Annotated in this window: 19 protein-coding genes and 1 pseudogene; 16 read left to right on the forward strand and 4 right to left on the reverse strand. The window is 44.0% G+C overall.

The window, feature by feature from the left end:
• Nucleotides 1–2 precede the first annotated feature (2 nt).
• Together CFT61_RS10780 and CFT61_RS10785 are read right to left on the reverse strand one after the other, a co-directional pair.
• Nucleotides 3–2,999 (reverse strand): SusC/RagA family TonB-linked outer membrane protein, encoded by a 2,997-nt coding sequence (locus tag CFT61_RS10780; RefSeq protein WP_089544437.1) that lies wholly within the window; start codon nt 2,997–2,999, stop codon nt 3–5.
• Nucleotides 3,000–3,100: 101 nt separating this feature from the next.
• The gene (locus tag CFT61_RS10785) at nt 3,101–4,465 is read right to left on the reverse strand and encodes a glycoside hydrolase family 28 protein (protein ID WP_089544438.1); all 1,365 of its coding nucleotides are present in this window, start codon (nt 4,463–4,465) and stop codon (nt 3,101–3,103) included.
• Between the two features lie 351 nt (nt 4,466–4,816).
• On the opposite strand from CFT61_RS10785, the gene argR reads away from it, so the two are divergent.
• The 8 genes from argR to CFT61_RS10825 all read left to right on the forward strand — a co-directional run bounded on the left by argR (nt 4,817) and on the right by CFT61_RS10825 (nt 14,406).
• Nucleotides 4,817–5,302, forward strand: coding sequence for an arginine repressor (argR, locus tag CFT61_RS10790; protein WP_089544439.1), 486 nt, complete (start codon nt 4,817–4,819; stop codon nt 5,300–5,302).
• Between the two features lie 64 nt (nt 5,303–5,366).
• Nucleotides 5,367–5,972: a GNAT family N-acetyltransferase gene (locus tag CFT61_RS10795; protein WP_089544440.1), complete on the forward strand. Its 606-nt coding sequence runs from the start codon at nt 5,367–5,369 to the stop codon at nt 5,970–5,972.
• Between the two features lie 74 nt (nt 5,973–6,046).
• On the forward strand, nt 6,047–7,249 hold the full coding sequence (locus tag CFT61_RS10800; RefSeq protein WP_089544441.1) for an argininosuccinate synthase: 1,203 nt from the start codon (nt 6,047–6,049) through the stop codon (nt 7,247–7,249).
• Between the two features lies 1 nt (nt 7,250).
• Nucleotides 7,251–8,252, forward strand: coding sequence for an N-acetyl-gamma-glutamyl-phosphate reductase (gene argC / locus CFT61_RS10805; RefSeq protein WP_089544442.1), 1,002 nt, complete (start codon nt 7,251–7,253; stop codon nt 8,250–8,252).
• 89 nt (nt 8,253–8,341) lie between these two features.
• On the forward strand, nt 8,342–9,484 hold the full coding sequence (locus tag CFT61_RS10810) for an aspartate aminotransferase family protein (RefSeq protein ID WP_089544443.1): 1,143 nt from the start codon (nt 8,342–8,344) through the stop codon (nt 9,482–9,484).
• 290 nt (nt 9,485–9,774) lie between these two features.
• Nucleotides 9,775–10,830, forward strand: coding sequence for a PDDEXK nuclease domain-containing protein (locus CFT61_RS10815; protein ID WP_089544444.1), 1,056 nt, complete (start codon nt 9,775–9,777; stop codon nt 10,828–10,830).
• 116 nt (nt 10,831–10,946) lie between these two features.
• Entirely contained in the window at nt 10,947–13,154 is a 2,208-nt protein-coding gene (locus tag CFT61_RS17290) for an McrB family protein (RefSeq protein ID WP_254918947.1), read from the forward strand.
• A gap of 103 nt (nt 13,155–13,257) precedes the next feature.
• Nucleotides 13,258–14,406, forward strand: coding sequence for an McrC family protein (locus CFT61_RS10825; protein ID WP_254918948.1), 1,149 nt, complete (start codon nt 13,258–13,260; stop codon nt 14,404–14,406).
• A 325-nt stretch (nt 14,407–14,731) separates the two neighbouring features.
• On the opposite strand, the gene CFT61_RS10830 is transcribed toward CFT61_RS10825, so the two are convergent.
• Both CFT61_RS10830 and CFT61_RS10835 read right to left on the reverse strand, forming a co-directional pair.
• Complete coding sequence (locus CFT61_RS10830) at nt 14,732–15,034, reverse strand: nucleotidyltransferase family protein (protein ID WP_089544495.1); 303 nt, start codon at nt 15,032–15,034, stop codon at nt 14,732–14,734.
• Between the two features lie 62 nt (nt 15,035–15,096).
• The gene (locus tag CFT61_RS10835) at nt 15,097–16,668 is read right to left on the reverse strand and encodes an ATP-binding protein (protein ID WP_089544446.1); all 1,572 of its coding nucleotides are present in this window, start codon (nt 16,666–16,668) and stop codon (nt 15,097–15,099) included.
• A 473-nt stretch (nt 16,669–17,141) separates the two neighbouring features.
• Here CFT61_RS10835 and CFT61_RS10840 point away from each other — a divergent pair, with 473 nt between their 5' ends.
• The 8 genes and pseudogenes from CFT61_RS10840 to proB form a co-directional block, all read left to right on the forward strand.
• Nucleotides 17,142–17,510: a LytTR family DNA-binding domain-containing protein gene (locus CFT61_RS10840; protein ID WP_089544447.1), complete on the forward strand. Its 369-nt coding sequence runs from the start codon at nt 17,142–17,144 to the stop codon at nt 17,508–17,510.
• A 5-nt stretch (nt 17,511–17,515) separates the two neighbouring features.
• Complete coding sequence (locus CFT61_RS10845) at nt 17,516–18,037, forward strand: energy transducer TonB (RefSeq protein WP_089544448.1); 522 nt, start codon at nt 17,516–17,518, stop codon at nt 18,035–18,037.
• A 12-nt stretch (nt 18,038–18,049) separates the two neighbouring features.
• Nucleotides 18,050–19,108: a tetratricopeptide repeat protein gene (locus CFT61_RS10850; RefSeq protein WP_089544449.1), complete on the forward strand. Its 1,059-nt coding sequence runs from the start codon at nt 18,050–18,052 to the stop codon at nt 19,106–19,108.
• Nucleotides 19,109–19,129: 21 nt separating this feature from the next.
• The gene (locus tag CFT61_RS10855; RefSeq protein WP_089544450.1) at nt 19,130–21,205 is read left to right on the forward strand and encodes an outer membrane beta-barrel protein; all 2,076 of its coding nucleotides are present in this window, start codon (nt 19,130–19,132) and stop codon (nt 21,203–21,205) included.
• A gap of 123 nt (nt 21,206–21,328) precedes the next feature.
• A complete protein-coding gene (locus CFT61_RS10860) occupies nt 21,329–22,111 on the forward strand; it encodes a pyrroline-5-carboxylate reductase family protein (RefSeq protein WP_089544451.1) in 783 nt (260 codons plus the stop codon).
• 23 nt (nt 22,112–22,134) lie between these two features.
• On the forward strand, nt 22,135–22,689 hold the full coding sequence (locus CFT61_RS10865) for a helix-turn-helix domain-containing protein (protein WP_089544452.1): 555 nt from the start codon (nt 22,135–22,137) through the stop codon (nt 22,687–22,689).
• 32 nt (nt 22,690–22,721) lie between these two features.
• Entirely contained in the window at nt 22,722–24,383 is a 1,662-nt protein-coding gene (locus tag CFT61_RS10870; RefSeq protein WP_089544453.1) for an AMP-binding protein, read from the forward strand.
• 63 nt (nt 24,384–24,446) lie between these two features.
• Nucleotides 24,447–25,217, forward strand: a pseudogene (gene proB, locus CFT61_RS10875) (glutamate 5-kinase); the annotation flags it as partial.
• Between the last annotated feature and the right edge of the window lie 82 nt (nt 25,218–25,299).

Here is a 25,299-nt window from a genome sequence, read left to right on the forward strand (position 1 = left end):
GCCTATTTCTTCTTGCTTCCACCGAAATTAATCTTCACACCTACCATGAAGGTACGTGTATGTGGATAACGGCTCCAACGGTAATCGATACCAGGATCAATGCCACCCATGTTTACCTCTGGGTCAAGTCCCTTGTAACTAGTAATCGTAAAGAGATTGTTGGCAGTTCCGTAAAGAGTCAAGTCTTGAATCCAGTCATTAAAGCAATTACGGAATGTGTAACTCAAAGAGAGCGTCTGAAGACGAACGTAAGATCCTTTCTCTATATAACGGTCCGAAGGAAGTGAGCTTGAAGCATCACCAACAGGATTAGAAAGGAATTCTTTCAATACGTTCTTACCATCTGAGAACATTTGAGCAGCCGTATAGTGAGCGCGAGGACTATTATAAACGTCATTACCGAACACACCTGTGATAAATGCGTTCAGACTCCAGTTCTTATAAGTAAGCGTATTGTTCCAACCTGCATTGAGCTTAGGTTGCGCACAACCAGTTATAGAACGGTCTTTCAAACTTGGATTGTTGGTGGTTTCGCCTGTACGATTACCATTTTCGTCAAGAACGTAGTACTCTGAGCGTCCATTTACAGTTCCTGCATACTGATACGTATAGAATGTACCAATAGGTTCGCCCTCCATAATTCTCTGTGTCCAACCATCAGCAGAAACACCAGCTACCATTGGGTCACCTTGGGTGAGATTAGTAGTATGGAATGTCTCATTCTGCATCTTATCGACAGTATTCTTGTTATGAGAGAGATTAAGGGTAGTACTCCACATGAAATTCTTGGCACGAACAGGCACCGCATTCAATGTGAACTCAATACCCTTATTGGTCATCTCACCCACATTGGCATCCATCCAACCATATATGTACTGAGTCGTTGAAACAGGATAGCTCCAAATCAAGTCCTTGGTCTTCTTATGATAAACTTCTACAGTACCATTCAGACGTCCCTTCAAGAATGCGAAGTCGAGACCAATGTTCAACATACCTGTTGACTCCCACTTCAAATCAGGGTTTGCATTCTTGGTTGCACCGTATGTGCGATAAGTCTTACCATCATATACGAATGTACCAGAAGCACCATACGTATTATAAGAAGAATACACATCGAAGCCCATGGCATTACCTGAAATACCATATCCCGCACGAAGCTTCAAGTTATCGAAGATATGCTGGTTCTGCATAAACTTCTCCTCAGTGATATTCCAGGCAGCAGATACAGAAGGGAAAGTTCCCCAACGATTATTCTTGCCGAATACCGAAGAACCATCTCGACGTATGGTTGCCTGAAGCATATAACGACTGTCAAAAGAGTAGTTCACACGACCGTAGAAAGAGATATTACGTACCTTCTCCAAATAGCCGCTCTGGACAGAGTTCTGAACACCCAAGATGGTTTGTGCGTATGACATATTATACCATCCAAGATCATCATTATAGTAACCTTCAACACTGAGACCGAATCCATCGTTATTCTTCTTTTCTTCCCAAGAATAACCAGCCATCAGGTCAAACTTGTTCTTACCGGCCGTGAAGTTGTAGTTCAGATAAGTCTCAAAAGTCTGTTCACGACCAAAATAGGTATTACGGGTAGCCTGACCATTCTTGTTACCAATACCCTCTAACTGAGAGTTACGGGTATTATAGGCACTATAAGTACTTTGATAATTACTCCAAGAATAGTTGACATTCCAGACCAATCCTTTCCAGAGTTCAAGTGCTGTCTTTCCAACAAACTGGTTACGTTTCCATACTGTCTCAGACTTATTTTCCTCCATCAATGCAAGAGGGTTATAGTTCTTGGAGCCAGAGCCTACAGTCCATGTTCCATCCGCATTCTTCACTGCATTAGTAGGGGAATAATAGTTCATGGCATCAAGCACAGATGCACCCTCATTGCCAGATGGTACGCCAAAGTGTTTGCCATACATCATATTCGCACCAATAGAAATCGTAAGGTGGTCTTTCAATGTCTTGGTTGACACAAGAGAACGGACATTGAAACGGTCAAAGCCTGTCATCTTGATGACACCCTCACGCTTTCTGAGATCAGCACTAACCATATAATTAGTAGAACCATTGCCTCCACTAATGTTCACATTATGATTATGACTTATACCTGTACGAAGCACCTCGTCTTGCCAATCCGTATTGGCGCCACCATCCTTGAGAGTTATATTGTTGTCCTTTGCATACTGACGCAAGTCATCGGCAGTACACACATCATATTTCTTCAGTATATTGTCAATAGCTACATAGCCATTATAGGTTACATTGGTTCTTTCCTTAGAACCCTTCTTGGTGGTAATGATGATTACACCATTGGCAGCCTTAGAACCATAGATGGCTGTAGCTGTAGCATCACGAAGCACGTCAATAGACTCGATATCTTCTGGAGACACAATAGAAATATCAACTCCAGGGATTCCATCCACAACATAATAAGGTGACATGGCACCTGTACGGAGAGTAGAAGCACCACGAAGTGTAATGGTAGGAGAACCGTTAGGATCGGCAGTAGAAGAAACCACCAAACCCGGAACCTTTCCCTGAAGCATCTGACCCGGGTCTGTAAACACACCTTGGTTCAAATCTTCTGCCTTCACGGTAGTAATTGAAGAGGTAACATCCTTACGGCGCATCGTACCATAACCTACAACCACGACCTCATTCAAGGCCGTATTATCTTCCTGCAAAACAATCTGACTATTAGAGCCAGCCTTTACCGTCTGCGGTGTAAATCCAATGTAAGAGAGCTTCAGCTTCGCTCCTGGCTTCACATTCAAGGTGTAGTTACCATTTATATCGGTAACCGCACCATTGTTAGTACCCACCTCCATGACACTTACGCCTATGAGAGGGTCGCCATTGGCATCTTTCACGGTGCCGCTGACCTTACTTTGTGCAAATGTGAGTGTACTCACCAGCAGAAGGGCGGAAGAAAGCAATACTCTTTTCATGCTTCTTCCATTTGTCTTTTGTACTATTTGCATAACTTATTAGATTTTGTTATTAATAATCGGATGCAAAGGTAGTACTACCTTATTACACCTGTTTAAGATTTTAGTTTCAATTCTATTAAAAGATTGTTTTTCTAGTCATCTATACCGAAAGTTTTTCCTCCATAGTTTACTTTCGGTCCAACCTGCACTCTCAGATCATCAATCTCTACATCCCTGGCATTCTCTACATAGACTCCATATACCTTATTATATATAAAGCCCTCACCACGACATGGACGCTTGTCATATACGCCACCATCATAGCCTGTCAGTTTCTTCAAGTTGAGATGTACATTGTTGAGATAGATATTGTTCACTTTATCCCGGGTATCTCCGCCGATAAAGCATCCGTTTTCTGAAGTGACATAAATATGATTGAAGTAGATATGGCTCACCTCGCCACATCTTCCTACCGTCTGACCTTTAGGGAATCGCCAGTTGGCATCCTTATAATTTCCATTGGCACGAGGGTAAGAAGTAACGTAAATTGGTTCTGCCTTGCCCCACCATACATCGCTCCACAGCTGGCAATCCAGAATGATGTTAGAGAAAACCACATTGCTCACGGTTCCCTCATCTCGGTTCTGAATACCTAGACCACGGTTGCTACCTTTGATCACGCAATTGTCGATAACCACATTATAGATGGAATCCATATTCTCGCTGCCAATCTTCACGGTACAGCTGCGGCTCTCCATCACACAATTCGTTACAACGATGTCGTGGCAAGAACCATACTCTTCAAACTCACGGCGGTTTTTCAGGCAGATAGCATCATCGCCACTGGTGATATGACAGTTGGCAATGCGCACATTCTTGCTATGATCGATATCAATACCATCACCATTACGAATCTTGAGATTGTTGAGCAGATTGATGCCGTCAATCACAGCCCCATCGCAACCGATGAGATGCACCGTCCAGTAAGCACCTTCCCGAATGGTAATATCACGGATATTGAGATTCCTGACTCCCATCAGGGTAAGCACATGCGGACGGGGATCGAAAGTAGTGACCGGTTTGAGCTCGTAACTATCAAAAAGTTCAGCCCCCATAAACTTGATACCATTACCATGAATCGTACCATGCCCAGAGAACGAAAGATTCTCCACATCCTTCGCCCATATCCACATCATACCCTCACCCTTGTTCTTACCGAAGGCGCTGAGATGATAGATACTCTCATCGGGATTGGCTTTCCAGACGGAATTGGTTTCCAGAACGATGTTCACATTCGATTTCAACTGTACGGGTCCTGAAAGGAATGTATGATTGGCGGAAAAGACCACATCTCCCCCTCCGGCATTCGTACAAGCATCCACAGCTTTCTGAATGGCGATTGCGTCATCACTGATTCCGTTACCTCGAGCACCGAAATCCATCACATTGAAGTTACGACCATAGAGAATACAGGGTATGGTTAGTAAAATCAATAAGTTAAGCGTTAATTTATTCATCGGCTTAAAGATTAGTTGTTGCAAAAATAAATAAAAAAAACAATAAATGCAAGTTTTTAAGTAAAAAAGATGCAAGAATCAACAAAAAACCTTCTTTTATTCCTGCAACCCACTTTTATAATGATTTCAAACGTATATATAATGCCAAAGGAAATACCGGAAAACAGGCCAAAGCTATTCGACACAGTATCATCCCAACACGCAGTGCGCATATTTATACTGCATATTTTCTGCATATTCCTATCATCCTACAACAATTTATCGTAAATATGCAAATTTTATACATATTCTCTTGGTGTTTTCATATATTTATTGTAATTTTGCAACCACAAACGAATAAAAATACAGCGTATGAAAGTAAAGAACAATAGATTAGAAGCATTAAAGATGCTTATCTCTAGCCAAGAGCTAAGTTCGCAGGAACAACTCTTGCAAGCTTTGCACAAAGAAGGATTTGAGATAACGCAAGCCACATTGAGCCGCGACCTCAAGCTGCTCAAGGTAGCCAAGGCTGCTTCATCCAGCGGAAAATACGCATACGTCTTACCCAATGATGCACTCTACAAACGTGTCACTCACCCTATGTCCATCAGCAAGATGGGACTGAGTACAGGATTTCAATCCATCAATTTCTCAGGCAACATGGTAGTTATCAAGACACGTCCGGGATATGCGAGCAGTATCGCCTACAACATCGACAACAGCGATATTCCTCAAATCCTTGGAACCATCGCAGGAGATGACACCATCTTCCTGGTCAAGAAGAAGGGTACTACAGAAGAGGAAATCATCGACATCTTGTCGGAAGTGATTCCGGAACTCAATCATAGATATTAATTGATGGTTGACAGGTATTAAAACAACAGATTACAAATAAGAACATTCAAAATATAAAGAGAAAATGGAAGAAGTTAAAGTAATGGTGGCTGACGAAAGTCACATCAAGTACATCGACACCATTCTGACTACAATTGCAGAAGCTGCAAAGAAGCGTGGTTCTGGTATCGCCAAGCGTTCACCAGAGTATGTTGCCACCAAGATGCGCGAAGCCAAGGCGGTCATCGCTCTCCAGGGCGAAAAGTTCGCTGGTTTCAGCTACATCGAAACATGGGGCAACAAGCACTATGTTACCACATCAGGTTTGATCGTTCACCCAGACTTCCGTGGTATGGGATTGGCTAAGCGTATCAAGAACCTGACCTTTACGCTTGCCCGACAGCGATGGCCTCATGCCAAGATTTTCTCTTTGACATCCGGTTCGGCTGTCATGAAGATGAACACCCAGCTGGGTTATCTTCCTGTTACCTTCGCCGACCTGACCGATGATGAGTCATTCTGGCGTGGTTGCGAGGGTTGCATCAACGTGGATGTGCTCCATCGCACCAATCGCAAATACTGCATCTGCACCGCCATGCTCTTCGACCCAGAGGAGCATCTGCCTATCAAGCTTCCTCAGGAAGTGATTGAGAGAATCAGAAAGATTGACGGTCCTTCTGCAGAAATCTAAATCCTTATATATAATAAGGTGTTGGCAAGAATGCCATCTAAACAGTATTCACCACATATTAAACATAAAATAAAATGGCAAATAAAAAAGTAGTAGTCGCTTTCAGCGGCGGTCTCGATACATCATACACAGTAATGAAGTTGACCCAGGATGGCTGGGATGTTTATGCAGCATGCGCTAACACAGGTGGTTTCTCTGCCGAGCAGTTGAAGACCAACGAGGAGAACGCATATAAGTTGGGCGCCAAGGCATACGTCACTCTCGACGTTACCCACGAGTATTACGAGAAATCATTGAAATACATGATTTTCGGTAATGTGCTCCGCAACAACTGCTACCCTATCTCTGTATCTTCAGAGCGTATCTTCCAGGCTATCGCCATCGCTCGTTACGCCAAGGAGATTGGTGCAGATGCTATCGCTCACGGAAGTACAGGTGCCGGCAACGACCAGATCCGTTTCGACATGACCTTCCTGGTGATGGCTCCTGGTGTAGAAATCATCACCTTGACACGTGACAAGGCTCTTTCTCGTAAGGAGGAGGTTGACTACCTGAACGAGCATGGTTTCTATGCAGACTTCACCAAGTTGAAGTATTCTTATAACGTAGGTATCTGGGGAACCAGTATCTGCGGTGGTGAGATTCTCGACCCAACCCAGGGTCTTCCAGAGGAGGCTTATCTGAAGCACGTTACAGCCAAGGAAGAAGAGGCTGAACTGAAGATTACCTTCGAGAAGGGTGAAATCGTGGCTGTCAACGGCGAGAAGTTTGATGATAAGATTGCAGCCATCCAGAAGATTGAGGAGATTGGTGCATCTTACGCTATCGGTCGCGACTGCAACGTGGGTGACACCATCATCGGTATCAAGGGTCGTGTAGCTTTCGAGGCTGCAGCTCCTAAGCTCATCATCGAGGCTCACCGCCTGTTGGAGAAGAGCACATTGAGCAAGTGGCAGCAGTATTGGAAGGACCAGGTAGGCAACTGGTACGGAATGTTCCTCCACGAGAGCCAGTACCTGGAGCCAGTGATGCCGGATATCGAGGCTATGCTGACTTCTTCTCAGCGCAACGTAAACGGTACAGCTATTCTGAAGCTCCGTCCATACAGCTTCCAGACTGTAGGAATCGATTCACCAGACGATTTGACCAAGTCTAAGCTCGGTGAGTATGGCGAGATGCAGCATGGTTGGACAGCCGAGGATGCGAAGGGCTTCATCAAGGTAAGTTCTACCCCACTCCGTGTTTATTATGGTATGCACCCTAACGAGGAAAGATAATATGGTAAAAGTAGGTATTTTAGGAGCAGCTGGTTATACAGGAGGTGAGCTGATTCGCCTCCTTATCAACCATCCTGAGGCAGAGATTGTATTCGCCAACAGCGAGAGTAACGCCGGCAACCTGGTGGCTGAGGTTCACGAGGGATTGTATGGCGAGACTGATTTGAAGTTTACCGCCGAGATGCCTTTCGACCAGGTGGATGTCATCTTCTTCTGCTTCGGTCACGGCAAGAGCGAGGCGTTCCTGAAGGAGCACAATGTTCCGGAGAACGTGAAGATTATCGATTTGGCACAAGACTTCCGTCTTGCCCCAGAAACTGTGGTTGCTACCCAGCAGCCAACCCCAGCCGCTCACGATTTTGTATATGGTCTTCCAGAAATAAATGAATCAAAAATAGCCGTAGCTCAGCACGTGGCAAACCCAGGTTGTTTTGCAACCTGCATTCAACTTGGTTTGTTGCCTGCTGCTAAGATGGGCCTCATCAACAGCGATGTTTCTGTTAATGCCATTACAGGTAGCACCGGCGCTGGTCAGAAGCCAGGTGCCACTACCCATTTCTCATGGCGCAACAACAACATGAGCATCTACAAGGCATTCAACCATCAGCACGTGCCAGAGATTCGTCAGAGTCTGAAGCAGACACAGGGTTATCTTGATGCAGCCATCGACTTCATCCCTTACCGTGGCGACTTCGCCCGCGGTATCTTCGCTACAGAAGTGGTAAAGACCGATAAGCCAATCGAGGAAATCGTAGCAGGTTACAAGGAGTTCTACAAGAATGCCAAGTTCACCCACTATGTGGATAAGGCAATCGACCTGAAGCAGGTGGTGAATACCAACAAGTGCCTGGTTCATGTAGATAAGTATGGCGATAAACTCCTCATCACTTCCTGCATCGACAATCTCTTGAAGGGCGCCGTGGGTCAGGCTGTTCAGAACATGAACATCATGTTTGGTCTCGACCAGACAGCAGGTTTGAAACTCAAGCCATCAGCTTTTTAAATAAAAAGAATTCGGAAGAACGGATGAAAAATCATTCGTTCTTCTATCATATATAAATTCTTCAATCACATATAAAATAAGAAAACAACATGAATTTATACGACGTATATCCTCTTTTCGATATTAATATAGTAAAAGGTAAGGGCTGTAAGGTATGGGACGACAAGGGTCAGGAATATCTCGACCTCTATGGCGGTCATGCCGTTATCAGCATCGGTCATTGCCATCCTCACTATGTTGAGATGCTCACCAACCAGTTGAACAACCTGGGTTTCTATTCCAACTCTGTCATCAACAAGTTGCAGGTGAAACTCGCTGAGCGTTTGGGCAAGGCTAGCGGTTATGAGGATTATCAGTTCTTCCTCATCAACTCGGGTGCCGAGGCAAACGAGAATGCCTTGAAGTTGGCTTCTTTCACAAACGGCAGAACCCGTGTGCTATCTTTAGAAAAGGCATTCCACGGCAGAACATCCCTTGCCGTAGAGGTAACAAATAATCCTAAGATCATCGCTCCTATCAATGACAATGGTCACGTAACCTATCTTCCTATCAACGATTTGGAAGCTTGGGAGAAGGAACTTGCCAAAGGTGATGTCTGCGCTTGTATCATCGAAGCTATTCAGGGCGTAGGTGGTTGCAATATGGTAACTCCTGAGTTTGCTCAGGGCTTGCAGGCAGCCTGCAAGAAATACGGCACTTTCCTGATTTGCGATGAAATCCAGTGCGGTTATGGCAGAAGCGGTAAGTTCTTCGCTCACCAGTGGTTGGGCATCAAGCCTGATCTCATCACCGTAGCCAAGGGTATCGGTAATGGTTTCCCTATGGGTGGCGTGTTGATTTCTCCTGAGTTTACTCCTGTATATGGTCAGCTGGGTACTACCTTCGGTGGCAACCACCTGGCATGTACAGCAGCTCTCGCCGTTCTCGATGTATTCGAGAAGGAGAACCTGGTAGAGAATGCGCATGAAGTTGGTGAATATCTCATCGCCCAGTTGAAGGAGTTGCAGAAGCGCAACAGCCACATCACAGAGGTTCGTGGCCGTGGCTTGATGGTAGGAGCCGTACTCGATATTCCTCACAAGGAAGTTCGCAGCAAGCTCATCCACGAGCAGCACTGCTTCACCGGTTGCGCCGGCACCAACATCCTCCGTATCCTCCCTCCATTGGTATTGACCAAGGAGAATGTGGATGACTTCATCGGAAGATTGGAAACCGTATTGAAGGAAGTATAAACCCATTGAGATAAGGATATAAAGAAAACTCAACCCATAAAAGAAATAGGAAACACTCCTATCGTGAGCAGCAAGCCCTTTGCGGTTTGCTGCTTTTTTGTTCCCCCTCATAGGAAAATTGTAGTTTTATCTTGGTTATTTCGTAGGAAAAGTGTATATTTGCAGCCGTAATCCTTGGAATGGTGTATAAAATAGCTGTTGCTTCACCTTGAAATGGTGTATATAACAGCAACACTTATTCGCATCTTAATATGGCAAATAATAATAAAACAGGCTTATAGACAGATAAAATGACAACAGACAATAAAGACAACAGGCTCTCAATAGAGAACAGCGATTATGCCGAGATACTGCGAAACGCTGTCGCAGTAATTGAGCATGCTCGGACAGAAATAGCCCGACATGTCAATGGCTATGTCTCTACCGCTTATTGGGAGATTGGTCAAATACTTCATGAGCGCAAGATTGAAAGCGGGTATGGTGACAGCGTTGTAAGACGGTTGTCAGCAGACCTGAAAGAATGTTATCCAAAGATGGGTGTTTCACCACGAAATCTGTGGTATATGAAAAAGTTCTATGAACGTTATGCAGGGCATAATGAGAAAGTGCAACGGAGCGTTGCACTTTTGCCATGGTCACATAACATGCTGTTGTTGAGCAAGGGGCTGAATGATGAAGCCACGCTATATTATGCTCAGGAAACTATAACCAAAGGTTGGAATCGTGACTTGTTGCTCAATGCCATCAAACTCAATATGTATGAGACACAAGCATTGGAACGAGTAGACAACAATTTCGACCGCACTCTTCCTGCCGAACAAGCGCAGTATGCCAATGAAGTGTTTAACAGCAGCTACAATCTTGGTTTCTTGGGAGTAACAAGTCCCATTCTGGAGCTTGAACTTGAAGACCGCCTTGTAAAAGCTATCACTCGTTTCCTTATGGAACTTGGTAATGGTTTCACTTTCATTGGCAACCAGCATGTATTGGAATACAATGGTAAAGAAAGCAAGGTAGATATGCTGTTTTTCCATCGTGGACTGCGCTGCCTTGTTGCTGTTGACCTAAAAATAGGGGCTTTCAAACCAGAGTATGCAGGTAAGATGAACTATTATCTGTCTCTACTTGACCGCCTTGAGCGAGGTGCAGACGAGAACCGTTCCATAGGAATCATACTTTGTGCGGAGAAAGACCGTGTAGAAGTGGAACTCGCACTTGAAGATATGGGAAAACCTATCGGAGTGGCAGATTATCAGTTGATTGTTCCGAAAGAGAAATTACAGAAAGTCCTTACTGATGAGATAAAGGCATTTAGTGAAGAGAAAGAAAACAAAGAAACATTATAACATGGACATTCAAAGAATAAATCTGCATACATCCGCTTTCAACGAGATAACGCATCTCTATTTTATAAAAAACATTAAATTATAGTGTTGTGAAATTTATAAAACAATAAACGCTTATGGATAGGAACGATTTCATAGAAACGCGTGAAGATATAGTTAAAAACATCAAAACGCTTTATTCTTACCTCGATGGCAAGGTGGACAGAGAGCATAGAGACTGGGCTATCCAAAGGATGTTCCAAGGGAGAAACTATGTCATAGAAGTTGTAGATTCTCAAATATACTTTGCTCCAAGCCATTTTGTCGGATATGTTGACAACACGATGGAAAAGCATGAAGCCAACCCAGGCAATGGCACCGAGACTGACAACAAGATAAAGAATTTCTATCAGAAAGTACAGGATGTCAAACTTGATGCCTTGTTACAAAAAGCCATGTTTGAATACGGTATTGTTGTGGGGGCAAAGAAATATTGGATAAGCAAAGATACAACGGTAGACGATATCCTGTCTTGTTCCGCTGTTAAAGTTCGTAGATATTGGATTGCCCGTCTCTCAGACGACAACCACTGGGATTATGCATTGGAGAACAACCTGTGGCTTATGCAACAGCGATACGACATTCAAAGAAATCACATAGTCACCCAGTTGCTGAATTTAGTAAAGGAAATAAGAGTCGGTGATGTGCTATTGCTTACTTTTGACAATATAATATATGCATATGGGATTGTGGTAAGATGTCCATTTCAAACCCGTCAAATCTCAAATCTGCAGAACATAGTGTCCCTAAGACAATATGATTATAATGATGGCATAGTATGTTTTGAAGATGCTCCAGCTTTCTATGAAGACTTAAGAGATGGAGAAGAAAATTGGGGGCAGCGAGTATCTGTAGACCAATGGCATTGTTATGACAACGACTCAACCGTGTATAATTCCGGATGCCAATCTGCTCTTTTAGCAGGCAACACTCAACAGTCAATATTCGAAGTTGACGCTAAGTTTGCACAAGACAAAATAAAAGAATTGGAAAAACAATACTATAAGAAATATATGTTCATTAATAATACTGCAAAGTTGCTGAAATCCAAGCACAACATAATCCTTCAAGGTGCGCCAGGCACTGGCAAGACCTATAATACGGCAGCCATTGCGCTCAGTGTGCTTGGTATAGACGGAGTAGACCTTGACAATCACGATGAAGTAATGAAGAAATATGAAGAGTTTCAGGACGACCGCATATTCTTCACGACATTCCATCAATCTCTTGACTATGAAGATTTCGTCGAAGGTTTGAAACCTCACGTTCAGACGAACGAGAATGGCGAAAGTCTTGGCGTGACCTACGAGCCAGAAGACGGCATCTTCAAACGAGCATGCAACGCAGTGGTGACCGATGACAGCAAGGATATTATAGAGTGCATTGATGATTACCTGCAAAAGATAAAAGGATTTGAGAACCGTCGGGAAATACCTACAGTAACCGGGAAATCATCGTTGTATGTATGGTGGAAAGAGGGGAACAAGACCGTCAGCAGTAGAAGTACAAACTCTACAAGTCAACGCGAGGAAAGTTACTCTCCTTCTCCACTGAACATCGAGAAGATCAAGGCTCAAGCCTTGGGAAAAGGATGTGAGAACAATTGGCAGCAATATGCTCAGGCATTCATTGAAGCGGTCAAGAAAGAATATCACGCCAAGACAGACAAATCAGTGGTACTCATCATTGATGAGATAAACAGAGGAAATGTTTCCAAGATATTCGGAGAACTGATTACATTGCTTGAAGCGGACAAACGAGACAAAGGCAATCACCCCATAAAAGTGACATTACCATACTCCAAAACATTGTTTGGCGTGCCAAGCAACCTGTACATCATAGGCACAATGAACACAACAGACCGAAGTACGGGGACGCTTGACTATGCCCTCCGTCGCCGCTTTGCATTTGTGACGTTAAAGTCTGACCCGAATGTGATAGTCAAACATTATGAGAAATTGGGCAACGACGACTTGAAAGCAATAGCCATCGACTTGTTTAACAATATCAAAGTCTTCATCACAAATCCAAAACATCTGTGTGGCGACTTGTGCATTGACGATCTGATGGTGGGTCACAGCTACTTTATGGCATCCTCTAAAGAAGAACTACAATGCAAGGTGGAATTTGAAATAATACCCCTCATCGCTGAATATATCAATGACGGCATCTTGACCGTGAACGACCAAGAGAAAGAAAAGGCATTCGATGCCTGGGAGTCCCTCCAACCCGTGCAGATAGTAGACGATGAGGACGAAGATAATATAGACGAAGAAGACGAATAGAATGATACAACTCCAAGAACACGAACAACTATGCAAGAATGACTTACCCGTTGAAAAAAGCGAAAGGTACGATAACCTTCAACTCATTCAATGGGATAAGCCTATGGATAATAGTGCATGGGGGTACTATGCCTCATTCAAAATTGGAGCAGAATGGATTGACAAGCAAGAAGCATTGGTGGTTACGGCAAAACGGGGAATGGAGAAAATCGATTTCCTGCGCATGTTTATGACATGCTTCTGCTCTGACCTTGCGGTGGAATCGTTTTCCAAAATCTATTCCATTGATCTGGAGAAGCCTGCCATTGTAGCCCCTGCATTGAGCAGTGTTGTTAGTCCACTTATCGTGTTTCATTTCATAGGAGTGGTAAACAGAATCAAGTCGTTAAGAAAAGGATATGTTCTGCGCCAAGAGAACCTTAAGAAGGTGAAGGGGCATATCAAGATGCTCAAAAACGAACGCATCAATATCACCACAAAACGATACGACCGTATTTATTGCGAATACGATGACTACTCAGTAGATACTCCAGAGAACAGACTGTTAAAGAAAGCACTTGTCTTCTCTCAGAGATTTGTCGCCAAGATAAATCGCAATAATGTAGTATATTCAAAAGTCAATCAGATGGTCACGAAAGCACTATCGAAATTTGATTATGTGAGCGATGACATCAACATCAATTCCATTGGGCAAATACGCTCCAATAAACTCTATCGGGAATATGCGGAAGCCATGCGATTGGCCAAGGTCATATTAAAGCATTTTGACTATAGTCTCTCAAATGTGGAAGCCACGGAAAATAGGGTCACGCCGTTTGTGCTCGATATGTCTTTACTATACGAACATTATGTGTACGGTTTGTTACATGAAGCTTATCGGGAGAAAATCAGTTACCAGTATCCGGGAGTAACTGGACTGCCAGACTTTTTATACAAGTCGAAACATTTCAATGCTATACTGGATACCAAATATATCCCTAAATATGAGAAAGGGACGCTTGACAAATACGTCATTAGGCAACTGAGTGGCTATAGTCGTGATCTAACAATTTTGAGTAAGTTAGGATATGAAGAGATTGACGAAGACTCACCGACTCCATCTGTTCCGTGCATCATTATATATCCTAAGGAAGATGGAGATTCTGACAATCCGTTCAAAAGCAATAAGCTGAGAGATCTTTGCACGAGGCATCTAAAAAAAATCTCAAGGTTTTACAAAATCAGCATCTCTGTTCCAACTATTAGCAGATAAAAGAGAAAAATGTCGGCCTGTACGGTTGAAATTACCCAATACGCCTGTAAGGGCAAAAGTTTTGTACAGAAGTTTCGCAAGTAAGCTCCACACGCCTTAACAGGGCAGAAGGTGCTGTGGTATAAGTCCGTAATACTGGTTTGCAAGTCCGCTAGGCGTTATGGTCCGTTAGGCGTTATGGTCCGTTAGGCGTTATGGTCCGTTAGGCGTTCCTGCGGATTTGCAATCCGCAGCCGTAGGCTTTTCATATCTCCAAATTCGTGATGCTGCGTTCTCGCTTGAGGCGGATTACAAATCCACAATATCTTCCAGTCTTCCTTTATCCCTAACTAGCTCTCTCATATACCAAGATTTTATCTCGTTCCACACTCTCCTGAGCATACGGACGCAAAGACCCATCAACTACCAAGTCAACTTCACGACCTAGCAGTTGCTTCAAATCCTCATACATTCCTCCATGGGTAAGCAAAGTAAACGAACCATGCTCAAAATCGGGGGCAAAGAGAATATCTATATCGCTCTGAGCCCTTTCTTCACCACGAGCAAAAGACCCAAAGATCCATGCCTTCAACACAGGCTTCTTAGACATATAATCATGGATTATACGTATAATTTGATATCTATCCATATTTACCTCCTCATTTTTAAATAGTAATAAGAAGATGTTTAACCCATTCATCACAAGCAGTATTATGCCAATGCCTCCACTTTCCAGTCATCGATACTTCGACGGTCTTCCGAGAAGTTGATACCCACCTTGTATTTCTTTCTGCTGTCATCGGCGAAGGCAGCGAGATAGTCCTTGCTGTCGATTTGCTCCATCGCTGCCTCAGCATCCTTTTTATATTTAAGTTCCAATACATAGATGCTGCGCTTGGTTTTCAACACCATGTCGATTCTGCCATCAGATGTAGGCACCTCTGGAGTAACATCACATCCGAGGATTAACAATATGGTGTAGAGCACGGCTTGGTAATGGCGCTCATTGTTGTTGACCAATGTATATGGGAACTTCTTGTAGAAAGTCTGGAGATGAGGGAGGAATGCCTCCATATTGTCCTCGGCACTCAGGATGAAGTTCTTTGCCCATGCCATGTAAATAGCATCACGGTCGCCCATGCCGTCTGGGGCATAATAGCGGAAGAGGCTGTTGGAGAATCCCTTGCGCACCTCTTCATTAGGGAAGGCAAGCTTGTATAATTTCGCCAAACGATTGTATGACTTGATTGTGAGATAGCCGCTTTGGTATAATACCGGTACAGGGTCAACAATCTTCTCCGTCGGGGTATCGAAGCGGTCGGAGGTTGTCCAGATGTCGTCCAACTGGAGCATATCGACATTTTTCTCTTGAAGCAGTTCTATCAGGAAGGTAGGAGTACCCGTAGAGAACCAATAGCTATCAAATTCATGGGTCTCTAAGCAATTGAACATACTGTAAGGATTATACATATCGGCACCTTTCCCACTAAAGTGGTAGCCATCGTAATTATATCTCAGCTCAGCTAAGGCCTCCTCATAGTTCATATCATTGGCTTGCGCCAATTCCTCTATGTCATCGTGGAAATTTTTCAAGAGCTCTTCCTTGCTGATGCCACAGATAGAACTGTACTTATCCCACATGCTGATATTCGTGATATTGTTCAGTTCGCTGAAGATGCTCAACTGGCTAAACTTGGAGATTCCTGTTAAAAAGACAAAATGAAGATTGTCCTCTTCTGACTTCAAAGGACTGAAGAAGTTGCGCATGATGTCACGTATCTTGTCCTGCAAGTCCTTGTCTTTCATAGAGTCGTGCATCGGCGCATCATATTCATCGATGAGCACAACCACATTCCTGTCGGTCTTTTGCTTGGCGGCATTGATGATGCGAATCAATCGGACATTAAAAGCCTCGGTACTAACAGAAGTTATTTGGTATAAATCCTCGTATGTTTCAAGAATCTTATCAAGAGTTTCTATCAGGCTTTCCATATTATAGTATTTCCCCTTGCTAAGATCAAGATGGATAACGGGGTGTTTCTCCCAATCTTTTTCCAAGGCTTCCAGCTTTAGTCCTTTGAATAGCTCTTTCTTTCCTTCGAAGTAGGCTTGTAGGGTTGTGACAAGGAGTGACTTTCCGAATCGTCGAGGACGACTCAGAAAACAATATTTCTTCTCATGCACCAACTCATAGATTAAGTCGGTCTTATCTACATATACATAATTTCCCTCTATGATATTCTTGAAAGTCTGTATTCCGAGAGGATATCTTCTACCTTTCATAAGCTATTCCCTTTAATTATGGTGGCAAAGTTAAGGTATTTTTCTTGATTAACCAAACTTTTTGTAGCCTTTTAGCCCGATAACTCGAAAAATCATCTTAAACAGTAGCAGCTTGTCATCAAATCAAGGTAACATCAGTACTCGTAAATAACTTTACAGATTTATTATGACCAAAAATCTTCCCTTAAGGAAAAATACAAATATCCTTAAGGGAAATTTTTCAATCTCTTCTTTCCCCATTTTATGGATATTTCTTCTTGTTTTACTCTTTCTTGAATATTATTTACATAGGCTGGAGAATAAAAAGGGGATAGGCTAAAAATGAAATAATAATTGTAACTACTCTTGTTCATAGGGGTACTGAGTTGTTACCAGCATTCTCCACAAAACGAAGCCGCAGGTTCACAAAAAACACACTACCTCCAGCCATACTTTTGAAATATTATGCTTATCTTTGCAACAAACTTATCAGTATGGAAGAATATCTCATCATATCAAATGCCAACTTCTTGCTCAGAGTGGCTTCCGAACAGATAGCATACGTCTGTTCGGAAGGAAGCTATTGCAATCTCCGACTCACCAACGGCGATGAATACACTTTCTCGTTCAACCTTGTGGTCTTTGAGAAGAAAATAGTAGAGCAACTTGCCCAAACGGCACACTTCTTCGCTCGTGTTGGCAGAAACTACATTATTAATAGTCAGCACATTTTCAGCATCAACCTCAACACTTCAGAACTAGTTTTGTACAACGAACGGTTTTGCGAGAAATTCACTCTGCACGTCAGCAAGGAACCACTCAAACAATTAAAAGCACTTTTAGACAACTCCATAAAATCGTAAAAGGTATGAAAGAAAAAAACAATCAGGAAGAAACTTATTTCCTGGGCAAAGCACAGGAAACAAGATACACAAAATCTCATATATATAAAAAGGTATTTGGGATAGCCGCTTGCGTGATAGCAATAATAGGTATAACCATCGTCCTTATGTTCAAACCGCAAAGCGTATCACAACCTCATGTGTTAAAGACGATAGCTGTTTTACCGGAAGGTGGTCAGATGCCAATCTTCAACGGCAATGGCGACATCAACGATTTCCTAAGATGGGTGATGACAAACATCCAATATCCTAAAGGATTGGAAGACAAGCCTGCGCGAGTCGTCATCAACTTCACCGTTCAAAGGGATGGAACATTGGGATTGTTTAAAGTTCTCGAAGCTCCCAAAGAAAAAGCCTATGAGCAGACTGTGATTGAACTTCTCAAGAGAAGCCCTCATTGGAAGCCTGCCCGACTCTCCGATGGCGAGGAAGTCAACATGGAGTTTACCTTGCCTGTCGTTTTCACTCCCGAAGTAAGAAAGAAATAATCAGCAAAAACGATGAAACAGTTTAGATTGATCCTTATATTATGGCTATGTATGGCAATGAATGCCAAGGCCAACGAGACCACAGCTAATTTACTTCAACAAGGAGATAGCTGTTTGAGTAGATATGATGTGTTTCATGCAACCCAATACTACCAAAAGTATTTGGAAGCAAATCCATCTCACCTGGGAGCACGCAGGAAACTGGCTTCCTGCTACCGGAAAGTAGGCAACTACACCGCCTGCATTTCTTGCCTAGACAAGATTCCATCAGATAGCATCAACCACGAAGACATGCGAATGTTCTATTATGCATATCTCAATCAGAACAACAATGACAAGGTTTCTCTCTGGGGTGAACGCATCGCATTCTTATTCCCATACGACAGTGAAATTATCGCTTCGCTTGCCGTACATTACAATGGGGTGAACAAACCAGACAGAGCAGAAAAAGTGGCGAAGAATTACATTTTTCAATGCGATTCCACGAACTTATATGTCAACAAGGAATATGCCTATTCCCTATTCATGCAATTCAAATACGATGAGGCTATACCCTTGTATGAGAAACTGATAGCGCAAGGATTTGATAATTTCGAATCCAATTTCATCCTTGGCCTCTGTTATGAGGACCTGCCGGACAATGAAAAGGCGCTGAAACATTACCAGAAAGCAGTTCAGTTCAAAAGCGACAATGCCACTTGCCTTTTCCACTTGGCTTTGATAGAAAAATCCTTCTGCATGGATTCATTGTCTATGGCTCATTTCAACCAGTCGTTAGAGGTTTCCTTGCCAAAAGACAGAGCTTTGCGAACCTATAAATGGCTAGCCGACTTACATTTTCAACACAGCCGATATGCGGACGCAGCCCGTGACTTTGAGCTATGCACCTTATACGATGAGGAAGATAATCCTCTCAACCATTACAATGCCGCCCAAATGTTCATCGCTTCCAAGAACAAGCTGAAAGCGAAACAGCATCTCCAGATGTTCTTAGCAAATGCAAACAGACTGGAAGATAAAAAAGAGGCAGAGCAACTCATATCCAAAGCCAAAGAGCAACTCAAGCAATAACCATCAAACTCACATAAATACATGAAAATAAATTTAATCTTAGGTTCAGCATTATTGCTGAGCCAGCCCCTTTACGCTCAAAACGAAGAGGCAAAAGACACGCTTACCGCCCAGATGATGATGCAAAACCTGCCAGAGGTTTTCGTCAAGGCGACACGTCCTATCGTCAAGGCAGAAAGAGGACAGTTGGTTTACAACATGCCACTGCTCATAGAGAAAATGCCGGCAGACAACGCTTATGATGCCCTTACCCGAATACCAGGAGTAAACGAACTAAACGGCAACATCAATTATGCTGGAAAGGAACTGACTCTCATCATCAACGGCAAACCAACCACGCTCAATTACACACAACTGGCAGAGCGATTAAAAGCCATGCCCGCATCACAATTAGCCAAAGCCGAAGTGATGCTGGCAGCGCCAGCACGCTTACATGTTCATGGAATAGTCATCAACCTGATTACCAAAGACTATGTTGGAAAGAGCCTGCTTTCAGGACAAATACAAAGCATCTGGAGCCAAAGCAAATACGGAGAAGGGGAAGGCAAAGGCAACCTGCTGTTCCAAAAAGGAAAATTCGGACTGGATGCCATGTATTCATTTACAGATGGAACATCATACGGAGAGACAACCACCAATGCCAATCATCCCCTTCAAGGGAAACGAGTAGCGTATCATGACAAGGCCTCACAGAAAACCCTTGGATTGACTCACAACTATCGCTTGGGACTGAGTTATACATTTGCTGATAACCACCAGCTATCCCTGGCATATACAGGAAAATGGGATAGCAGCCATCCTCATCATGAAACGATGGGAACAAACACATCCCAGCAACAGGGCAATGAACATACCTACCTGCACAATGTAGATGCCAGCTACAACCTGCCCTTTGGACTACAAATAGGCATATCCTATCTCAACTACCAAAATCCCAGCCAGCAATATCTGGAAGGAACAATACTTGACGAAGAGCGTATTCTATACACAAACAGCAAGCAGGTAATAGACAAATGGCTTTTCACCGCCGATCAATCCCACTCATTGAAGAAGGGTTGGGAACTGTCGTATGGTATGAAATTCCAAAACAGCAACAACAGAAGCTACCAAACCACGACCAACAAGGATGGAGCAGACATTCCAGATGCAACCAGCCAGGTGAATATCGAAGAAAGAATCTTGAGTTTCTATGGCGGCATAAGCAAACAAATAAACGAGCGAATCAGCTTGGAAGCCTCTGTCGAAGCAGAGCAATACCATTCTCCACAATGGAACAAATGGCATATTTATCCCACACTTAATGCATCGTGGAAAGCCAATCCTGTCAACATACTCAACTTATCCTTCAGTTCCAGCTCACAGTTTCCTAGCTATTGGTCAACTATGAGCAGCATTTACTATGCCTCTACCTATATGGAGATATGGGGAAATCCTCATCTCAAGCCTTACTCTACATACGAGACCAACCTGATGTGGACAATCAAAAGTCGCCATACATTGATGGCATTTGCAGAGTTCCAACCCAACTATTCTGTGCAGTTGCCTTATCAGACTACCGACCACCTGGCAGCCATTATGAAGGAGACCAATTTCGACTATAATCATACTATAGGCATTAGAGCATCGACGACTTTCGGTATAGGCAATTGGATGAGCGGAAGTGTTTCGGCAACAGGAATCTACAGACATGACAAGAGTAACGATTTCTTTGACTTGCCCTTCAATCGCAAACATATCTCTGCCATTCTTGCCGGAAATCTATCCGCCCAGCTTAGCCGAAGCCATCACATCCATTTCATACTTAACCCATTCTATCAGTCGAAAGCCATTCAAGGACTCTATGACATCAAATCAGTCTTTCTCTTGAATGCTATGTTGAGATGGGCTTCCGATAATGATAAATGGAGCATTGTGGTTAAAGGCAGCAACATCTTCAACGAGGGATTCTCCACAAAATCAGTACAAGGCAATCAAGACTACCACATGAACATCAAGCAAGATTGGACATCTGCCTCCATCTCCATCATCTGTAAGATAGGCAAGTACAAGGAAAAGAGGACCAAGGACGTGGATACTTCCAGAATGGGAGTAAACTAGCGAAATTCTTAGAATATCGTCAGTAAACAAGCGTACTTTCTTAAAAAATCGTCTATAAACACGCTATTTTCAGATAAAAGTAGTATCTTTGCACCGTAATTGCATTTTAACTATAAGACGACAATGAAAATAACAATTATCGGAGCAGGTGCTATGGGCGGTGCTATGGCAGAAGGACTCTTGCAGAGCGAGAAGTTCACTCCATCAGATATTACGGTATCAGACCATAACCAACCAGTATTGGATCACTTCGCAAGCGAAGGAGCCAGCGTAACCCTCGACAACCAGTTGGCTTGCCACGGCGCAGACATCATCTGCGTTGTAGTAAAACCATGGTGTGTAGAGAAGACATTGAAGGGAATCAAGGATGCACTCAACTACAAGAGCCAGAAACTCGTGGTCGTTGCAGCCGGTGTGCCATCAGCCAACATCAAGGAGTGGTTAGATAAGGATGGTATTACCCCAACCTTCTTCCTCGTGATGCCAAATATCGCCATCGCCTACAAGCAGTCGATGACCTTCATCACTCCTGTAGATGCATCTGCTACAGAAATCCAGCAGATTACAGAAATCTTCGATGAATTGGGCGAAAGCCTCATCATGGAAGAACGTCTCTTCCCTGCTGCCACAGCCATGTCATGTGCCATTGCTTATGCGATGCGCTATGTAAGAGCCAATGTGGAAGGCGGTGTAGAGATGGGCTTCAAGGCTAAGGATGCCCAAAAGATTGTCTTGCAGACCATCAAGGGTGCTGTAGAACTGCTTCAGGAAACAGGCGAACACCCAGAGGCTGCCATTGATAAGGTTACTACTCCTGGCGGCTGCACCATCAAGGGCCTCAACACCATGGAACAGGGCGGCTTTACCAGCGCAGTGATCAATGGTTTGCTGGCAGGAAAAAGATAAAACAACCAATAAAATATTCGATTATGGACGAAGCTATCAAGCAAATCGGTGAAAGACTGAAAGGTCTCCGTGAAGTTCTCAACATTCCTGCAGAGGAGGTGGCTGAACTTTGCGAAATCAGTCTTGACCACTATCTCAAGATTGAGTCGGGAGAAGCCGACCCTTCTGTGTATCGACTTTCAAAGATTTCAAAGCGATACGGCATCGACCTCGACGTATTGCTCTTCGGCGAGGAACCTCGCATGAAGGGATACTACGTAACCCGCAAGGGACAGGGACCGGAGATAGACCGCAACAACCAGTATAAATACCAGAGCCTTGCCGTAGGATTCAAGGATAGAAAGGTGAATCCGTTTATGGTACAGGTGGATCCGTTGCCAGGCGACAAGAAGCCGAACAAGAACGGACACGACGGACAGGAATATGATTATGTGATTGAGGGACAGCTGGAAGTTACCATCGAAGAGAAGGTGATGGTGCTGAACCCTGGCGACAGCATCTACTTCGACAGTAGAAAGTCGCATTGTTTCCGCTCACTTAATGGTGAGCCAGCCAAGTTCCTTTGCATCATCATTTAAGTTTCCTTATATCATTATTTAGAAGAGTAACTATGATCGAGAGATTTCTTAAACAGACAAAATTCACTTCAGAGCAAGACTTCAAGGAGCATCTGGAGTTTATCATACCAGAAGATTTCAACTTTGCCTACGACGTGATGGACGAATGGGCAAAGATCAAACCAGACCACGTGGCGCTGCTTTGGGCAAGTGAACGTGGCGAAGAAATCCGTTTTACATACAAGGACCTGAAGGAGCAGAGCGACAAGGCTGCCGCTTACTTCCAAAGTCTCGGTATCGGTCACGATGATAAGGTGATGCTGATTCTGAAGCGTCACTATCAGTGGTGGCTTGCCATGCTCGGCCTCCACAAGTTGGGTGCCGTAGCCATCCCTGCCACCCACATGCTTACCAAGCACGACATCGTTTACCGCAACAATGCAGCAAGCGTGAAGGCTATCATCTGCTGCGGCGATGATTACGTGGTAGAGCAGGTTAATCAGGCAATGCCAGAGAGTCCGACTGTCAAGACATTGATCAGTATCGGTCCGGATATCCCTGAAGGTTTCCACGACTGGATGAAGGAATGGAACGAATGTGCTCCTTTTGTTCGCCCTGGACATGTAAACTCTAATGAAGATACCCTGCTGATGTACTTCACATCTGGAACCACTGGCGAGCCTAAGATGGTGGCACACGATCACCTCTATGCCCTCGGTCATCTGACCACGGGTGTATACTGGCATAATCTCCACGAGAATTCCATCCATCTTACCGTAGCCGATACCGGTTGGGGCAAGGCTGTATGGGGCAAGCTCTATGGACAATGGTTTGCCGGAGCCACCGTCTTCGTCTTCGACCACGAGAAATTTACGGCTGATAAGATCATGCGCCAGATTGAGAAGTATCACATCACCTCTTTCTGTGCCCCTCCTACCATCTATCGCTTCATGATCCAGGAGGATTTCTCCAAGTATGACCTCAGCAGTCTTGAATACTGCACCACTGCGGGTGAGGCTATGAACCCATCCGTGGCAGAGACCTTCCAGAAACTTACTGGTGTTCAGATTTACGAGGGCTTCGGACAGACTGAGACTACGATGACACTCGGAACCTTCCCTTGGATCAAGCCAAAGCCAGGAAGCATGGGCAAGCCAAACCCACAATATGATGTTCACATCCTGCGCCCAGACATGACGGAATGCGAGGATGGTGAAAAGGGCGAGATTTGCATCCGCATCGGTGACCATAAGCCTATCGGTCTCTTCAAATATTACTATCGTGACGAGAAGCAGACCAAATCGGTTTGGCATGATGGTTACTATCATACGGGCGATATGGCTTGGCGTGATGAGGAAGGCTACTTCTGGTTTGAGGGAAGAATCGATGACGTGATCAAGAGTTCGGGCTACCGTATCGGTCCTTTCGAGGTAGAGAATGCCCTGATGACTCACCCTGCCGTAGTAGAGTGCGCCATCACCGGTGTGCCAGACCCAATCCGCGGTATGGTTGTCAAGGCAACCGTCGTACTAAAGGATGAATACAAGAGTATGGCAGGTCCAGACCTCATCAAGAAGCTACAGGATCATGTGAAGCACGAGACTGCTCCTTATAAATATCCTCGCATCATCGAATTCGTAGATGAATTGCCAAAGACCATCTCAGGCAAGATTCGAAGAGTAGAGATTCGAGAAAAAGACAATAAAAAGAAATAATGATTGTTGGAGCAAAGAATTTGATTTTTCAAATCCTTTGCTCCAACTAAATATCAGCATAAAATGGGAAAAAGAATCGTAGTAAAAGTGGGCAGCAACGTGCTGACACGAGAAGACGGAAAACTGGATGTAACGAGAATGTCGGCAATTGTGGATCAGATTGTCTGGCTCAGAAAGCACGATTATGAGGTGATTCTGGTATCTTCTGGTGCCGTGGCTGCCGGAAGAGCCGAACTGCACGTTGACCACCATCTGGACAGCGTGGAGCAACGCCAGTTGTTCTCTGCCATCGGACAGGTGAAACTCGTTGGTCTCTATTACAACCTTTTCCGCGAATACAAGATCAAGATAGGTCAGGTATTGACCATGAAGGAGAATTTCGGTGCCGAGGAGCAGTATAAGAACCAGGAAGCCTGCATGCAGGTGATGCTGGAAAACAACGTGCTCCCTATCGTCAACGAGAACGATACCGTGTGCATCACCGAGCTGATGTTTACCGATAACGATGAGTTGTCAGGCTTGATTGCCAAGATGATGAATGCCGACACCTTGATCCTATTAAGTAATGTGGATGGCATCTACAATGGCGACCCAAGCGAGCCAACCACCCGCATCATCCCATCGGTTTATTACGACCGCGACATCAGCGAGTATATCCTTGCCAGCAAGAGCAGCCACGGCAGAGGCGGTATGACATCGAAAGTAAAGACCGCTCACGACGTAGCCAATGCCGGCATCAAGGTGATCATCGCCAACGGCAATACGCCAAACATTCTCATCAATCTGAAGGAACATCCGATGGAGACCCTTCATACCGAGTTTGTGGCAAGACCTAAAGAGAAGTAGAATTTTGTATAAAAATAAACGTTATCGCTATTACATAATTTGTGTTCAACAACTATGTAATGGCGTTTTT

The organism is Segatella copri (assembly GCF_002224675.1).
Taxonomy (GTDB): Bacteria; Bacteroidota; Bacteroidia; order Bacteroidales; family Bacteroidaceae; genus Prevotella; species Prevotella copri_U.

Bases quoted from the DNA above. Each gene is read 5' to 3' on its own strand.
- CFT61_RS10780 (WP_089544437.1), bottom strand. From the start codon at position 2,999: ATGCAAATAGTACAAAAGACAAATGGAAGAAGCATGAAAAGAGTATTG.
- CFT61_RS10785 (WP_089544438.1), bottom strand. From the start codon at position 4,465: ATGAATAAATTAACGCTTAACTTATTGATTTTACTAACCATACCCTGT.
- argR (WP_089544439.1), top strand. From the start codon at position 4,817: ATGAAAGTAAAGAACAATAGATTAGAAGCATTAAAGATGCTTATCTCT.
- CFT61_RS10795 (WP_089544440.1), top strand. From the start codon at position 5,367: ATGGAAGAAGTTAAAGTAATGGTGGCTGACGAAAGTCACATCAAGTAC.
- CFT61_RS10800 (WP_089544441.1), top strand. From the start codon at position 6,047: ATGGCAAATAAAAAAGTAGTAGTCGCTTTCAGCGGCGGTCTCGATACA.
- argC (WP_089544442.1), top strand. From the start codon at position 7,251: ATGGTAAAAGTAGGTATTTTAGGAGCAGCTGGTTATACAGGAGGTGAG.
- CFT61_RS10810 (WP_089544443.1), top strand. From the start codon at position 8,342: ATGAATTTATACGACGTATATCCTCTTTTCGATATTAATATAGTAAAA.
- CFT61_RS10815 (WP_089544444.1), top strand. From the start codon at position 9,775: ATGACAACAGACAATAAAGACAACAGGCTCTCAATAGAGAACAGCGAT.
- CFT61_RS17290 (WP_254918947.1), top strand. From the start codon at position 10,947: ATGGATAGGAACGATTTCATAGAAACGCGTGAAGATATAGTTAAAAAC.
- CFT61_RS10825 (WP_254918948.1), top strand. From the start codon at position 13,258: ATGGATAATAGTGCATGGGGGTACTATGCCTCATTCAAAATTGGAGCA.
- CFT61_RS10830 (WP_089544495.1), bottom strand. From the start codon at position 15,034: ATGGATAGATATCAAATTATACGTATAATCCATGATTATATGTCTAAG.
- CFT61_RS10835 (WP_089544446.1), bottom strand. From the start codon at position 16,668: ATGAAAGGTAGAAGATATCCTCTCGGAATACAGACTTTCAAGAATATC.
- CFT61_RS10840 (WP_089544447.1), top strand. From the start codon at position 17,142: ATGGAAGAATATCTCATCATATCAAATGCCAACTTCTTGCTCAGAGTG.
- CFT61_RS10845 (WP_089544448.1), top strand. From the start codon at position 17,516: ATGAAAGAAAAAAACAATCAGGAAGAAACTTATTTCCTGGGCAAAGCA.
- CFT61_RS10850 (WP_089544449.1), top strand. From the start codon at position 18,050: ATGAAACAGTTTAGATTGATCCTTATATTATGGCTATGTATGGCAATG.
- CFT61_RS10855 (WP_089544450.1), top strand. From the start codon at position 19,130: ATGAAAATAAATTTAATCTTAGGTTCAGCATTATTGCTGAGCCAGCCC.
- CFT61_RS10860 (WP_089544451.1), top strand. From the start codon at position 21,329: ATGAAAATAACAATTATCGGAGCAGGTGCTATGGGCGGTGCTATGGCA.
- CFT61_RS10865 (WP_089544452.1), top strand. From the start codon at position 22,135: ATGGACGAAGCTATCAAGCAAATCGGTGAAAGACTGAAAGGTCTCCGT.
- CFT61_RS10870 (WP_089544453.1), top strand. From the start codon at position 22,722: ATGATCGAGAGATTTCTTAAACAGACAAAATTCACTTCAGAGCAAGAC.